This is a genomic window from Pseudomonas sp. MPB03, assembly GCF_046605385.1.
Taxonomy (GTDB): domain Bacteria; phylum Pseudomonadota; class Gammaproteobacteria; order Pseudomonadales; family Pseudomonadaceae; genus Aquipseudomonas; species Aquipseudomonas zanjanensis.
On sequence record NZ_CP176770.1, the window covers coordinates 3,164,928 to 3,181,053 of the forward strand.

Consider the following 16,126-nt stretch of genomic DNA (forward strand, 5'->3'; position numbering starts at 1 on the left):
GATAGTGATGCGTCTGTCTAAAAAAACTTCGAAACCGACGCCTCGCGGCTTCGCCCCTGGATCCTCTCGCTCGGTACTGGAGCAGGGCGCGTTGTACCTGACCCCCCTGGCTCAGGCCATTGGCCTGTTGGTGCTCACGGGCACGGCCCAGGCCGCGCAGCCGGCGGCTTTCAGTTCGAGCTGGTTTGCCGCCAAGGGCGCGGCCCAGGCTACTCATGCCGCTCGCCCGGGCGGGCAGGTTCCAGGCGCGCCGCCACCGCTGGCGCAACAGCAGACGGCCAACCAGCAATTGCAGCGTTCGCTGAGCAACCTCAACAACACGGTGGCGGCGATCGCCGCGCAGCAGGCCTTGCAGGCGGCGGGCCGTGCGTCAGCCTTCGCCAACCCGCAAACCATTCATAACGGCCTGGGTGGCAATGGCCTGAACCTGGTGATCGGCGCCGATGGCAAACCGGTCTTCAGCAACGTCGAGGCGCCGGTGCAGACCGAGGCGGGCGGCAAGACCCAGGTCTCGATCAAGCAGACGGCCGACAAGGCGATCATCAACTGGGACACTTTCAACGTCGGGCGCGATACCACCGTCAATTTCCAGCAGAACGCCGACTGGGCGGTGCTCAATCGGGTCAATAACGCGACCGCGCCGAGCCAGGTCCAAGGTGCGATCAAGGCCAATGGCACGGTGTTGATCCTCAACCAGAACGGCATCGTTTTCAGCGGCAGCAGCCAGATCAACGTGCGCAACCTGGTGGCGGCCGCCACCGCGTTCGACGACAACCAGTTCAAGAACAATGGCCTATACAGCCCCGGCGCGGCGCCGACCTTCACCAACGCCGGCGGCAAGGTGCGGGTCGAGCAGGGCGCGCGGATCGAAACCCACGCGCCTGCCAGCTCCACCGCCGGTGGCGGTTATGTGCTGTTGCTGGGCAACGAAGTGGACAATGCCGGGACCATCAGCGCCCAGAAGGGCCAGGTCGCGCTGGCCGCCGGCAGTGATTTCGTGATCAAGAAAGGCCAAGGCACCGACGGTAATGCGCAATCGTCGGTGCGCGGCAATCAGGTGGTCGCCAGCGGCACGGGCGAAGTCAGCAACAGCGGCCTGCTGCAGGCAGCATTGGGCGACGTGAGCCTGACCGGCCAGGACGTGCGGCAAAACGGCGTGGCGCTGGCCAGTACCTCGGTGGATTCACGCGGCACCCTGCACCTGACCGCCAGTCGCAGCGTGACCCTGGGCGAGGGCGCCACCAGTGCGATCCTGCTCGATAGCAGCAGTGCCCTGGACAGCCAGCGCAACGGTCTGCTGCAACCGTCCAGTGCCAACACTTCGCCTATCGTCGCGGTCGACGGCTATCGCCGCGACCAGTCGTTGATCGCCATCGACAGCGCCGGCACCGTCGACTTCCAGAAAGGCTCGATCACCCTCGCCAGCGGTGGCCAGGTCGGCGTCCGCGCGACCCAGCGCAGTCGGGTCGGCGATGGTGCGATCATTGACGTGTCCGGTGCGTTGGGCGTCAAGGTGGCGATGGAATCCAACAGCATCAAGATCAACGTCCAGGGCAACGAACAGCGCGACGCCCCTGGCAACCGCGACAAGGGCGGCCTGAACAGCAAGGACGTGTGGGTCGACACCCGCGACCTGGTGTTCGTGCCCGCCGGCACCAACGGCTACGCGACGGATCGCTGGTACACCGCCGGTGGCCTGCTGGAGGTCGGCGGCTACCTGGGCACCCGCGTGCACAGCGTGGGTGAGTGGATGGCCCAGGGCGGTACGGTGTCCTTCAGCGGTAACGATGTGGTGACGCAGAAGGGCTCGCAGATCAACCTGTCCGGCGGCACCCTCGATGTGCAGTCCGGCATGGTCAAGCAAAGCTGGCTCAAGGGTGCGAACGGGCGACTGTATGAAATCTCCAGCGCCCCTGGCGACATCCTCTATGAAGGGGTGTACCAGGGTTACGAGGATCACAGTACGCGTTGGGGCCAGAGCCGGTTCTACTACAGTCCGCTGATCGCACCCCGGGAGCGTTTCGAGCAGGGCTACAGCGTCGGTCGCGACGCCGGCTCCCTGGTGATCGGCACACGCAACGCCGTGCTGGAAGGCCAGGTGGTCGGCGACACCTTCCAGAGCGACCGCCAGGTGCAGGCCGCCCAGGTCGGGCTGGACGGTTACAACCAGTCGGCGAAGGCTGTGGCCCGTGGCGCGCAACTGATCGTTGGCAACTACGTGCCTCACTACGTGAAAAGCAGCGGTACCCTGCAATACGCCTTGCGCGCCAATGCCGGCACGCTGCAGGACATCGTCCTCGGGACCGAGGATCAATCCCTCGCGGCCGGAATGGGGCTCCAGGACATCGTGGCTGAAGGACGCGAAGGCCGCCTGTACCTGAACAGTGAACAGCTCAACGGCTTCGGCCTTGGCGCCGTGAAGATCGCCGCCACCGGCAGCATCAAGGTCGAAGGAGACCTGCAGGTCGCGCCGGCCGGCAGCATTACCCTGCACGGGCCGCAGGTCCAGGTCGACGCCAACCTGACGGCGCGGGGCGGCGAGATTGCCCTGGGCAACGTGTTGCAGCAAATCAGTGAGAGCGCCCGGGTCGAGGACACCCGGATCGATGCCGTTGACGGCAGTCGCGCCGCCGTTCGCGTGGGCAAGGGCGTGACCCTCGATACCCGTGGCCTCTGGAGCAATCAACTGCACAATCCGAATGACAGCAGCGCGCTGCCGTTCCTCAATGGCGGCAACGTGTCCCTGCGCAGCAGCGGCGACCTGACGCTGGCGAGCGGCAGCCTGATCGATGTTTCATCGGGCGCCGCGCTGCTGGCCGATGGCAAGCAACGGGGTGGCAAGGGCGGTAACCTGACCCTGGCGGCCAACGCCAATACGTCCGCCGGCGAAGGGGTGCTGAGCCTCGACGGTGAGCTGCGCGGCCATGGGGTCAATGGCGGCGGACGCCTGAGCGTGCAGGCCGGCAAGGTGACCCTCAGCGACCACCCAGTGGCGGACGCCGACGCCGGCCTGGTGTTGGGCAATGACTTCTTCAACAAGGGCTTCTCGGCCTACGACATTACCGGTAACCAGGGACTGACCGTCAGCGATGGCACCCAGCTGGACGTCAGCATGCCGGTGTACCACTTTGGCGATAACCTTCAGGACGCAGCGACCGGCAGTGACCCGCAGACGCTGTTGTCGCTCTGGACCCCTGAGCTGTACCAGCAGGATGCGATCAAAGGCGTGTTGAGCCAGCGCAAGGGCGCGAACTTGAGCCTGCAGGCCGGCAGCATCCTGTCCACTGCCAGCGAGCGGGAAACGGCGGCGCTGGTGGTCGGTACGGGCGCGCGGATCAGCGTCGATCCAGGCAGCACTCTGAGCCTGGCCAGCGTCGGCCAGTTGAGCGTCGACGGGCAACTCGATGCCTGGGGTGGGAAAATCCTGCTGACCCAGATCAAGCCGGCGGGGCTGGCGGATATTCCGGTGGTCGAACGTCCCCATCAGCGTTCGATCCTGTTGGGTGAGCATGCACGGCTGGACGTCTCGGCCCGCGCGTTCACGGCAGTGGATGCCCAGAACCGGCGTTACGGCCGGGTGGATGACGCCGGCAGCATTGTCATCGGTGGCAGCGTCGACACCGACAAAGGCACGGCCAGCGCGCCGGACCTGTTCGTGGTGGTGAAGCAGGGCGCGCGGCTGTTGGCCAACGGCGCCCAGGCCGAGCTGGATATCCGTGGCCAAGGCGCCACGACGCTGAGCAGCGCGGGCGGGAGCATCGCCTTGAGTTCGAACAATGGCTTGCGTCTGGACGGCGAGTTCCAGGCGGCTTCCGGCGGTGTGGGCGCTGCCGGTGGCAGCCTGTCGGTGGCGCTGGAAACCCCGCTGTACGATCGCTCGACGGTGGACGATCAGGTGCGGGTGCCGCGTGAGTTGATCCTGTCCCGGGGCACCGGCAGCGCTGCCACCGATGGCCTGATGAGCTACGGCCAGGGCCGCTTGGACGTCGATAAAGTCAGCCGCGGTGGGTTCGCCAACCTGACCTTGCTCAGCAACGGCATCCTGTCGTTTGCCGGTGATGTGAACCTGAACCTGGCGCAGAGCCTGCAGATCTATACCGGCTCCCTGGCGCTGGCCGAGGGCGCGCCGGGTGACAGCCGAATAGCCTTGAACGCCCCTTATGTGCGTCTGGCGGGGGCCGCGGCGCGAGGCGCCGACGTGCATGTACGCCCGACTATCCAGGGTGGCCTGTCGGTGCAGGACAGCGCCGCCCAATTGCAGGTCAACGCCGATCTGCTGGACCTTCGCGATGTCCTGACCCTGGGCGCCCATGGCGTGCTGGCGCGCCAGCAGGGCCCGGCCCTGGAGGTCGATCGCCGCGGTTTTGCCCAGGCGCAGTTGAGCAGCCGGGGCGACCTGCGTTTTCTTGGCGGCACGCCGCTGAATATCGAGAGTACGGCCACACAACTGCTCAGCAACGCCGACCTGACCCTGCTGGCGGCGCAGATCTATCCGACGACGGGGGCCACGGCGCGGGTCAAGACCACCGCCGACTCGACCCTGCGGATCGGGCGTACCACCGACACGCTGCCGGCCCAACCGTATTCGGTGTTCGGTTCGCTGAGCCTGGACGCCGGTATCTTATTGCAGGGCGGCGTGCTGCGGGCGCCGTTGGGGCTGCTCAGCCTGGGCGAAGAAGGGGGCGATATCCAGACCTTGAAGTTGTTGCCGGGCAGTGTCACGTCGGTCAGCGGGGCCGGTTTGAACATGCCTTATGGCGGCACGGTCGACGGCTTGTCCTATCGCTACAACGGCAAGGACGTCCAATTGATCGGCGCGGGGGGCAGCACGTCGGTCAACGTGTTGTCGGTGGGCGTCTCGATGATCGGCCACAGCATCGACGTGCAACCCGGTGCCATGCTAGATCTGTCCGGTGGCGGCGAACTGGCCGGCGCCGGTTTCATTTCCGGGCGGGGCGGCTCTACCGACGCGCGCTACAACCCGTTGGTGCAGATCGGTGCGGACGGTAGCCTGGTACTGCCGGGGTTGGACACCAACCCGGTGTACGCCATCGTCCCCGGCGACCAGCGCGGCTACGCGCCGCCGTCAGGGGAGGCCGGGGCGCGCGATCCGCTGATCGGCCAGCGCATTACCCTGGACGCGGGTGTTCCAGGCCTGCCGGCGGGCACCTACACCTTGCTGCCCTCGACTTATGCCTTGTTGCCGGGGGCGTTCCGGGTCGAACTCAATGGCTTGGCCGACAGTGGGAAAATGGCCAGCAGCCTGGCCATGCGTAACGGCTCCTGGGCCACCTCGGGAGGGCTGTCGATTGCCCACAGCAATATTCGCGATGCGCTGTCCAGCCAAGTGATCCTGACCTCGGCGGCCGTGCTGCGGCGTTATTCGCAATACAACGAAACCGGCTACGCAGCGTTCGCCAAGGCCGACGCCGCGCTCAAAGGCGTGCCGCGGCCGATGATCGAGGCCGATGGCAAGACCCTCAAGCTCAAGTTCAAAGGGGTGGGCGACCCCGCCGAGACATTCCGATTCAACGGAACGGCCCGTTTCAAACCGGCCGAGGGCGGCCTGGGCGGCAGCGTCGGCGTTTTTGCCGACACCGCCCGCCTCGAAGTGCTGCCGGTCGGTCAACAGGCCACGGCGGGTTTCGCCGGCGCCTCGCTCTATGATCAGGCATTGAATGCCTTGCAGGCTCCGCGCCTGTCGATTGGCACGCTGCCCGGCGTCAGCTACGGCCAGGGCGGCAATCTGGTGACCTTCAACTCGACGCTGTCCGACATCATTCTGCGCCAGGGCAGCGGTCTCAAGGCCGGTGAGGTGTTCCTCGCCACCAATGGCAAGGCCGGCGCCATCGTGGTGGAGCAGGGGGCGAGCATCAATACCCTGGGTCAAGGCAGCACACCGTTCGACTCCCGCAGCGGTTTCGTCTACAACCCAGGCCAGAACAGCCTGCTGGCGGTGTCCAATGGCTGGCTCGATGTGCTACCGCCTACCGCAAGCGCGGGCACCGATGGTCCGGGCTCGATCCTGATCGGCCAGTGTGATAGCGGGCAATGCAGCGGCACCACCGAACTCTATTCCCAAGGCACCATCACCGCGGCGACCGACAATGTCTTCAACCTCGATGAGTCGGTGCGTTTCGGCACGCGCAACCTGACGCTGGCGGTGGGTGCGATCAACATCGGTTCGGCCCAGGCGCTGGCGGCGGCCCAACAACGCCAGGCGCTGCCCAAGGGGCTGACCCTCAACCAGCAGGTGCTTGACCGCCTGCTGCGCGGCGATCGCCTCAAGGGCGCGCCCGCCCTGGAAAACCTGGTGCTCAATGCCCGGGATTCGGTGAACTTCTACGAAAGCGTCGAGCTCAGCACCCTGGACCCCTTGACGGGCAAGTCCAGCCTCCAGCGGCTGGTCCTCGGCACGCCGGCGATCTACGGCTACGGCGCGGCCGGTGACCATGCCAGCATTCGCACCGGCACCCTGGTGTGGAACGGTGCGCTGACGCCGGCCGGCGCGCCGCTGCTGGCCGGACCTGGCAACGGCAGCGGGGTGCTGGATATCCAGGCCCAGGTGCTGGAATTCGGTTACGGCCCGAATGCCCAGGCCAACAACCTCGACAACCCGCAGCGCCTCACGCTGGGCTTCAGCCAGGTCAACCTCACCGCCAGCCAGCGCATCACCGCCAACCACAAAGGCGCGTTGCAGGTGTACCAGTCCCGTGGCGACTACGTCAGCGGCAAAGGCTACAGCTACAGCGGCGGCGACCTGCGGGTGAACACACCGCTGTGGACCGGCGAGGCAGGCTCGGTCAACCGCATCACCGCCGGTGGCGCGCTGACGGTGGCGGGTATTGCCGGGGTGTCGGCCGCAGCCGTCGACAACGCGGCGCTGGGGGCTGAGTTGCAGCTACAGGCCGGCAGCCTGTTGCTCGACGGCACGGTCCGCCTGCCCAGCGGCAAGCTCACCCTCGGCGCCAGTGGCGACGTGGTGCTGGGTGACAACGCCCGGATCGACCTGGCCGGGCGCGAGGTGGTGCTCAACGATGTGCGCAAATACAGTTGGGGCGGTGATCTGTTCCTCGACAGCCGCACCGGCAATATCCGTCAGGCCGCCGGTTCGACCGTCGACCTCAGCGCCCGCAACAACCACGCCGGCCTGCTCAGTGCGATCGCCCTCGACCCCGGTGCCGGCCTGATCGACCTGCAAGGCCGCATCCTCGGTTCCGCCACCGGCACCTATAACGCCGGCGGCACCTTGGTGCCCTATGCCAGCGGCGCGGTGGACCTGCGCGGGCAAACCCTGGGGGATTTCGCTGCGCTGAACGGGCGGCTGAACCGTGACCAAGTGTTTGGTTCGCGCAGCTTCCAACTCAAGCAAGGCGACCTGGTGATCGGCAACGAACTCAAGGCCAATGCCATCAATGTCTCGGTGGACAACGGCAGCCTGACCGTGCTCGGCACTGTCGATGCCAGCGGGCAAGCGGTCGGGAGTATCCGTCTGGCGGCGAAACACGGGCTGACTGTCGCCGGCAGCGCGCTGCTCGATACCCACGGCAGCATTTTGCGGGTCGACAGCTACGGCAAGATCATCGACAGCCCCAACCGGGCGCTGATCGAACTCAACTCCGGGGACGGCCAGTTGACCCTGGCCAGCGGTGCGCGCCTGGACCTGCGCCACGGCACCGGCGCGCCGCTGGGCAATGGCCCGGGACAATATGACGGCCGGGCCCGTGGCACCCTGGAGCTCAATGCCCCGCGGCTGCGGGTCGATGATCCGCGGTACGGTGATATCGCCATTGATGCCTCTGGAAACTTGTCGGTGCTCGGCGCGCGCTCCATCAGCGTCAATGCGATTGCCCGTTATACCGATGCCCGTGACGGCACCGCGCCGGCGGTGGATGGGCGGCCTTATCAAGTGATCGATCAAGGCTACCTGAACGACAAACACGGCGACAGCGAGGCGTTCATCAATGCCGCGCTGAACAACGGCAATCTCATCAACGGCAAGCTGGCCGGCCTGAACAATGCCACTTACGCCGATGCGCTGCACCTGCGGCCCGGCGTGGAGATCCTCAGCAAGACGCCGGACGGCGACCTGGTGGTGCAGGGTGATCTGGACCTTTCCGGTTATCGCTACGCCAGCCTCAACCGCCATACGCAAAAGACCGATGTGTATGGCTCCGGCGAGGCGGGCAACCTGGTGGTGCGCGCCAGTGGCAACCTGAACATCTATGGCAGCATCAACGATGGTTTCGCGCCGCCAGACGCCGGCGACCCGACGTTGCGCACCGATGGCAATGGCTGGTTGCTGATCAGCGGGAAACAGCCGTTCGGTGCTGACCTGGTGGTGCCGGGGGCCGGTGTCGAATTGGCCGAGGGCACCCTGTATCCGGCCGGCAGCCTGCTCAACTATGACGTGCCCTTCAAGGGCGGCAGCCTGCCGGCGGGGCTTGAGCTGCCGACCACACTGAGCCTGGGCGAGGCGCTGAACCTGCCCGCGGGTACGCTGTTGCAGGCCGCCATCCGCGATGCCAGCGGCAACCTCCTGTATGCCGCTGGCACCTTGCTCAAAGAGGCGGTCAGCTTGCCGGTCGACACGCGCCTGGAAGCCGGTACCCGCCTGTCGATGGGCATTACCGTCAAGGACGGCACCTGGCCCAAGGGGGTCCCAGTGCCGGGCAGCGGGCTGACGTTGCGTAGCGCCCTGGCGTTGGGCACTGGCGCGCTGATTCCTTCCGGTACCGACGTCAAGCTGGCCGAGGGGGTCGACCTGATCGAATTGCGCCCGGTCGATAACGGTATCCAGGGCCGAAATTGGGCGGTCGCAAGCCTGCTGCCGGACGGCTCGCAATCCTGGTCGATGCGTTGGGTGGCGGGGGCCGATACCGAGGCGGCTGATACCCGCATCACCCGCCCTCATGCAGAGGCGGGCAGTTTGCAATTGGCCGATGGGCATTACCTGGCCAAGCGCGAGCAGACCGGGGGTGGCGGTGGAGGAGGTGGCGGCACGGGGCTGGTCTGGGCGCCGGGCAGCAACTTTGGAGTGCCGGGAGAACCAGTGCTACCTGAGGAGTTGGAATTCTGCACCTGGGTTCCCGATGCGTGCATGCCGGCACCGCCCAAAACGGTTTTGGTCTGGTCTCCGACCAACAATTATGGTGTACCAGGGGAGCCTGTGCCGCCTGATGCGCTGGATTTCTGCACCTGGTTTCCTGACTGGTGCGTGTTGGCTGTGGTTCCCGACAACCCCCCGGAGCCGATCCGCACCAAGGTCACTCCTGGCAGCCAGCTGTTCAGTGTCTTGCGCACCGGGACCGGCGATCTGGAGTTGCTCAGTGCCGGTGACTTCACTATGCGGTCGCTATTCGGGGTCTACACCGCCGGCACCCAGTCGGCCTCGTTGGCGCCGGGCGCCAACGACCCCTATCAGCAGGCCCGTGGCCGACAGCCCGATGGCAGTGTGCTGGGTGCTGCGGGTGCCGCCTATGAATCGCTCACCACCGGTGGCGCTTACCAGGCCTGGTACCCGGAGCAAGGCGGTAACCTCAAGCTGACGGTGGGCGGTGACCTGCACGGCGATTCGTTCTCCAAGAGAAACGTCGGCAGTGGGGCACAGAACACGTCTGCGGCAATGGGCAACTGGTTATGGCGCCAAGGCACAGGCACCACGGCCGATCCGGCCGCGCAAATCCCCACCGCCTGGTGGATCAACTTCGGCACCTTCGCCCAGCAGCCCTCCACCGAGGCGGGTGATCCCTACCTGACGGGCTTTACCGGGATCGGCACGCTGGGCGGCGGCAACCTGAGCGTCGATGTGGGCGGCGACGCCGGCTTGATTTCCCAGCAACTCGGTGTCCTGGGCGCCGATGTGGAGCGCAGCCAGGGGCTGGTGCTGGCCGTGGGCAGCAGTGGCCGGGTTGCCGCCGATGGCAGCCTGGTGTTGACCGGTGGCGGCGACCTGCGGTTGCGCATCGGCGGTGAACTCAACCCTTCCCAGGCGGCACGAGAGAGTGTCAGCGCGGCGGCTGATCTGAACGGGATGCTGGCCAACCTGCGCGGTTCATTGCAGTTGCAGGCTGGAGCGATCGGGGCGTTGGGCCTGACCTACGGCAGCTATGGCGCTTTCCAGGATCCGAAAGAGTCCCGGGCCTATGACGCTTACGTTTCCACCATGGCCACCGCTCGCGGCGGCGTGACCCTGATGCCGGGGGATGCCGGCGTCAGCCTGGACAGCCGTGGCGACCTGGTGTTGCAAGGGGTGGGCGATCCGGGACGGGTGCTGATGCAGAACTCCACCGGCTACACCGACCGCGAAGGTGCCTATCGCAGTGGCGGCGGCCTGAGCCAATTCTCCTTGTGGACCGGCAATACCGCCATCGACCTGTTCAGTGTCGGCGGTAACCTGACGCCCATCGTCGCCATTGAAAAACTGGCCGGTCTCAATGCCTCAGTCTCCGGCGGACGTTTTGTCTACCCCTCGATCCTGCGGGCCGTCGCCGCCAATGGCAGCCTTTACTACGGACCATCGGCCCGTGGCGTCAGTGACGTGGCATCGGGGTTCTCGTTGATGACCGCGCCCTCGGCCAATGCCGAGTTGCAACTGATCGCCGCCGATTCAATTTATGCCGGCGGTTATGCGGTCACGCAGTCGGGGGCCGATCCGGCCCTGTTGTCCAGTCCGTTGCGCCCGGCCTTCGCCGGCTACAGCGGAATCAACAGCAATCCGAACTATGATAATTACGGCACTGGGGTCTATGTCGCGCCGAGCGAATTCCCGTTATTCAGTTTTGGCGCCAATACCTTCAGCGTCCAGCCGTATACCCGGCGCGAGCCGGTGCGTTTTTATGCGGTGAAGGGCGATATCGTCGGCCTGCGGACCGGCGAAGTGATTCGTTATCCAGCGTCGGGTGACGAGGTGCGCTACGAAGGCAGCGGCCCGCTGCGGGTGATGGCCGGGCGTGACATTGTCAACTCCGGTTTGCCGTTGAACACCGCGACTGATGTGCCTGCTGCCGTCAGTGGTTCGGCTGGCGGGCAATCCACCGGTAACTTGATCGTGCACAGTCGAAGCGATGAAATTTCCCAGGTTTCCGCGGGGCGCGACATCCGCCTGAGCACCTTTAATATTGCCGGTCCCGGCCTGCTGGAGGTCAGTGCCGGGCGCAACCTGTACGGGTCGGGCCCGGGCGTGGGGCAGTTGTATCAGGAGAGCGGTTTCAACAGCATTGGCAATGTCGACCCGGCGGCGCAGGTCCGTGACGGTGGCGCCTCGATCGCGCTGATTGCCGGGGCTGGCCCCCAGGGCCCGAATTATCGGGGTTTGCTGGCGCGTTACCTGCAACCAGGCGCGGCGCTGAAAGATTATCGCGGCGAACTGAACCAGTGGCTGAGTCAACGCTTCGGCTACAGCGCTGGCGAAGACCAGGCTCTGGCGTTTTTCGCCGGCCTGCCGACGGAACAGCAGAACGTCTTCGCCCGGCAGATCTACTTCGCCGAACTCAAGGCCGGGGGGCGCGAATACAACACCGTCGGTGGCGAGCGCAGTGGCAGTTACCGCCGGGGGCGTGAGGCGATTGCCGCGCTGTTCCCCAGCAAGGATGTGGCGGGCAACACCATTCGCTACGACGGTGACATCACGCTCTACGGCGGTTCGGGGATCCACACTGACTTTGGCGGCGATATCCAGGTGCTGACCCCGGGCGGGCAGCAGGTATTCGGGATCGAAGGTGACGCGCCACCGGCCTCGGCCGGGGTCATCACCCAAGGCCGGGGTGACATTCAGTTGTACGCCCAAGGCAGCATTTTGCTGGGCCAGAGCCGGATCATGACCACCTTTGGCGGGTCGATCCTCGGCTGGTCGGCCGGGGGCGATATCAACGCCGGGCGCGGTTCGAAGACGACGGTGGTCTATACGCCGCCAAGGCGCGTGTATGACACTTGGGGCAACGTCACCCTGTCGCCATCGGTACCGAGTACCGGCGCGGGTATCGCCACCCTCAACCCGATTGCTGAAGTGTCACCTGGGGATATCGACCTGATCGCCCCGCTGGGCACCATCGATGCGGGCGAGGCGGGGATCCGGGTGTCGGGCAACGTCAACATCGCGGCCTTGACCGTGGTGAACGCGGCCAACATCCAGACCCAGGGCAAGTCCACCGGCGTGCCGTTGGCGGCTTCGGTGAACACCGGGGCCATCACCTCGGCCAGTTCGGCGGCGTCTTCGGCGACGCAGGCGGCTGAGGATGTCGCCCGTCAGCAACAGAACGCCGCGCGGCAGAACCAGGCGTCGGTGTTCACCGTGCAGGTGGTGAGCTTTGGTTCCGAGCAACTGGCCCCGTCCCGCGATGGCGCCAGCCGCGAAGCCCCACGGGCCTACGACCCGGCCAGCCCGGTCCAGGTCCTGGGCGCGGGGCCTTTGGATGAACAGAGCCGCCAGCGGCTGACAGAGGAGGAACGGGGGCGGTTGAGTTTGTAGGGGGAATTCAGCTTGCGGTGATGTTGGCAGTGCTGGCCCCATCGCGAGCAAGCTCGCTCCCACAGGGGGGACTGCGGTGTTCATGAGCTTTTGCATGCACCGCAGGTCTCAGTGTGGGAGCGAGCTTGCTCGCGATGGCGGCGGCACAGCCAACCTGTATGCAAACTGAACCACCGCCTTCGCGAGCAAGCTCGCTCCCACAGGGTTATTGGGTGACCTTGAGGTTTGGGTACAACACAGGGCCATTGTGGGAGCGAGCCTGCTCGCGATAGCGGTGGCGCGGCGGGTTACAGCCACCGCGGCGTGGTGAAGAACGAGGCCATTTCCGAGCGGGGCAGTGCCGCGCCGAAGTAGGGGCCTTGGACATGGTCGCAGGCCACGTTGCGCAGTTGGCTGTATTGTCGGGCGTTTTCGATCCCTTCGGCGGTGACCATGAGCCCGACGCTGCGGCTCAACCGGATCATCGCCAGGACACCTTCCTTGTCGTCCTCCAGGCCCAACTGCGAGAGGATGTTGCGATCGAAGCGGATGCCATCGAACGGCTGGTCCAGCACCTCGCGCAGGGAGGCGATGTTGGTGCCGAACTTATCGATGTTGATCCGCACCCCAAGATCCTTGAGCGCATGGAGGGTGGCGGCGACGGCCTTGTGGTCGGCCAGCAGCACACCTTCGGCCACTTCCAAGGTTAACCGGTGAGGCGCCAGGCCACTCGTTTCGAGCGCTTCCTGCACCTGGTTGAGCAGGAAGCTGCTGTTGAACCACCGGGGTGAAACCGCGAGGGAGACATTCACATCGCTCGGCCAGGTCACGGCTTCTTCACAGACGTTGATCAAGACCCAGGTGCCCAGTTCTTCCAACTGACCCGAGGTTTCCGCCACGGGGATGAAGTCGGCCCCACCCAGCTCACCCTTTTCGGGGTGGTGCCAGAAGATCTGGGCTTCGAAACCGTGCAGTTGCTCGGCGATCACGTCGAAGCGAGGCAAGTAGCGCAGTTCCAGTTGATCGTGCTGCATGGCGTTGCGCAGTTGCTGCTCGTATTGCCGCCGGTCGCGGGCCAGGTTGCCCATGGCTTCCACGTACACGCGCCAGGTGTTGCGGCCCGCCGCCTTGGCCGCATACAAGGCGATGTCGGCGTGGCGCAACAGTTCATCGGCCCGTTCGTCACCGGGCTGCGCCCAGGCGACGCCGATGCTCACTCCCAGGTACAGCGTGTTGCCGTCCAGGTGCATGGGCCGTTGCATGCAGTCGATCAGTCGTGCACAGAGCTGATCGATATCGTCGGCATCGCCGGGCTCGGGCATGACAATGACAAACTCATCACCGCCCAGGCGCGCCACCAGATCGGTGCCACGGACGTTTTGCTGGAGGATATGCGCCACTTCCCTGAGCACCTTATCGCCCACGGCATGTCCCAGGGAGTCGTTGACCGGCTTGAATCGGTCCATGTCCAGGTTCAGCAGCACCAGGGGCGGGCGATCAGGTCGATCCAGGTGTTCGCGAAGGCAATCGAACAAACGGTTGCGGTTGGCCAGCCCGGTCAGCGGGTCATGCAGGGAGAGGTGCTTGATCTGGGCCAGCGCGCGCAACTCGTCGGTGATATCCGTGGCGGTGCCGCGAAAACCCAAGGTGCCGGCTTCGATGGCCCGTACCGACAGCTTGCAGGTGCGGATGCGCTGGTTGCGCGCGGTGTACTCGCACAGCAGCGGTGCCGAAGAGAGGCTGTTGGCACCGCCGAGCAACCATTGGGCAATCGAGATCGAGCCACCATGGGGGTGGAGCAGCCGGTGCAGCGGTTTGCCGAGCCATTCCGTGGGGCTGAAGCCGGTCACTTGTTCGAAGCGTTCCGACAGGTAGGTCAGCGTCCCGGTCGAGTCGACCTCCCACAACCAGTCGGAGGAGACTTCGGCGATGTCGCGGAAACGTTCTTCGCTGCGCTCCAAAGCCTTGCGGTGGGCCAGCAGGCTGGCGTATTGGCTTTCCTGGGCGCGCAGCATCGTCAAGGCGTGGCGCAGAACGGCCAGGGCCAGGATTCCCAGCACCAGTAACGCCACGGCCAGCAACGGCAGCAGGACTTTGCGCAGATCCTGGCCCGGGGTCTGCGGTCGCCACGCCAGGGCCTCTTGGGTCAGATCGTCGAGCAGCAATTGGGCGGTATCGGCGGGGCCCGGGGTCCTGGCGATATGGGCATCGGGCAGGGCAAAATCCCGCGCCAGGATTTCCAGGGCGCCGGGGTCCAGGACCTTGACGAAGAGCATCAGGCTGGGCGGGCCGGGAATTTGCGCCACGCTGTTGTCCGTGCCAGTGGTGATGGCGGACACGGCGACGAACGCCGGGGCGTCGTCGTGGTGCAGCAGCTCGACGACCACTTCGTCGTGATTTTCCGCCGTGCTGGCTTTGTTCCACAGGGCGCGCAGATCGCCCGTCAGCCAGGTGTCGGCATCGACCTCGCTCATCTGGCCATCGATCACCGAATAAACGGTCTTGCCGGTCGGGGAAATGACAAACACCGCCTGGTAGCCATAGAGCGAAAACACACTGCTGCCGACGTTTTCCTGGTCATAGGCCCATTCCTTGTCGACGTCGACATGCAGGTGCCGGTAGGCGTCGCTCCACTTGGAATAGTCGCTCAGGTCGCGGCCGATGCCGGTGCGGATGCCCTCGATGGCCCGCTGGGCGAAAAACAGGCTTTGTTCGCGGGCGCGCCGGTCCTGGGCCGCCGTGATGTTAAGCAGCACGGCGATCGCCAGTGCGGACATGACAAACAGCAGGAGCATGATGGCCGGGAACGTGCGACGGGTGAAACTACGGGTTGGCGAGCCCGGGGAAAGGACAGTCGAGTCATTGCCAGCATTTTCAGTCATAAAAAAGTCATCAGCCAAAAGCGATTTCACCCGCACCTGTCTTGTATCGGCGGGCGGGCTGATTTACTTAGTCGTGTTAACGAAGCAGCCGACAGGCTGCGTTGTTGTCATGTGCGGGCCTTGAAGCGGGATGCCCATTGGAGGGCGACGTCCCGTTGGCGCAGGTAGCTGACCCCGGCGGCGGCCAGCAGGGCGATGAACGCGGCAAGCGCGGCCAAGGCCATGTCCTTTTGTGAATCCCACGGGTCCCGCTGGGCGCCGACAAAAGCCTTGGCGGTATCACCGCCTATATAGGCACCGCCCAACCATTCAATGATCTCGTAAATGGCCGACGACGCGAGAATCAGGCTCCAGGCCAGCAAATAGCCTGTGAACCCCTTTGCAGGCGCCACCCGCAGCAAAACCTCCCGCAGCGGATAGGCCAGCAGCAGGCCATAGCTGAAATGCACCAGCCGATCGAATTGGTTGCGTTGGAACCCCATGAGCTGGTCAAGCGAAGGGCCCCCGGTCAAGGCCTGCCACCACTGGTTGTAGGGCACCTTGGCGTAGCTGTAGTGGGCGCCGATTTCATGGATGCAGAGAAACACGAACAGTAGCGTGGCGGACAGCCGGGAAAAGCTGAATCGCCGATGAACGGCCACCAGCACGACCAGCAACACAACCACCAGCAGGTTTTCCGCCAGCCAGTCGCTGCGTTTCAGGGGGGCGATGGCCAGCCAGCCCCACACCACGCAGAACGCCAGCAGCAGGGACCTTTCATAGCGACGATGCAGCTCAACGGTGGGCATCGTGTCAC

At 65.3% G+C, this 16,126-nt stretch carries 3 protein-coding genes; 1 reads left to right on the plus strand and 2 read right to left on the minus strand.

What is annotated here, in order from left to right; genetic code table 11:
• Positions 1–7 precede the first annotated feature (7 nt).
• A complete protein-coding gene (locus ACLH0I_RS14015; RefSeq protein ID WP_411387398.1) occupies positions 8–12,469 on the plus strand; it encodes a filamentous haemagglutinin family protein in 12,462 nt (4,153 codons plus the stop codon).
• 287 nt (positions 12,470–12,756) lie between these two features.
• Here ACLH0I_RS14015 and ACLH0I_RS14020 read toward each other — a convergent pair whose 3' ends face one another.
• Together ACLH0I_RS14020 and ACLH0I_RS14025 are read right to left on the minus strand one after the other, a co-directional pair.
• Positions 12,757–15,330, minus strand: a complete 2,574-nt coding sequence (locus ACLH0I_RS14020; RefSeq protein WP_411387399.1) for an EAL domain-containing protein — start codon at positions 15,328–15,330, stop codon at positions 12,757–12,759.
• A gap of 107 nt (positions 15,331–15,437) precedes the next feature.
• On the minus strand, positions 15,438–16,118 hold the full coding sequence (locus ACLH0I_RS14025) for a DUF2238 domain-containing protein (RefSeq protein WP_411387400.1): 681 nt from the start codon (positions 16,116–16,118) through the stop codon (positions 15,438–15,440).
• Positions 16,119–16,126: the final 8 nt, after the last annotated feature.

What these genes read in the sequence shown, in the direction of transcription:
- ACLH0I_RS14015 (WP_411387398.1), top strand. Translation starts at nt 8, where the DNA reads ATGCGTCTGTCTAAAAAAACTTCGAAACCGACGCCTCGCGGCTTCGCC.
- ACLH0I_RS14020 (WP_411387399.1), bottom strand. Translation starts at nt 15,330, where the DNA reads ATGACTGAAAATGCTGGCAATGACTCGACTGTCCTTTCCCCGGGCTCG.
- ACLH0I_RS14025 (WP_411387400.1), bottom strand. Translation starts at nt 16,118, where the DNA reads ATGCCCACCGTTGAGCTGCATCGTCGCTATGAAAGGTCCCTGCTGCTG.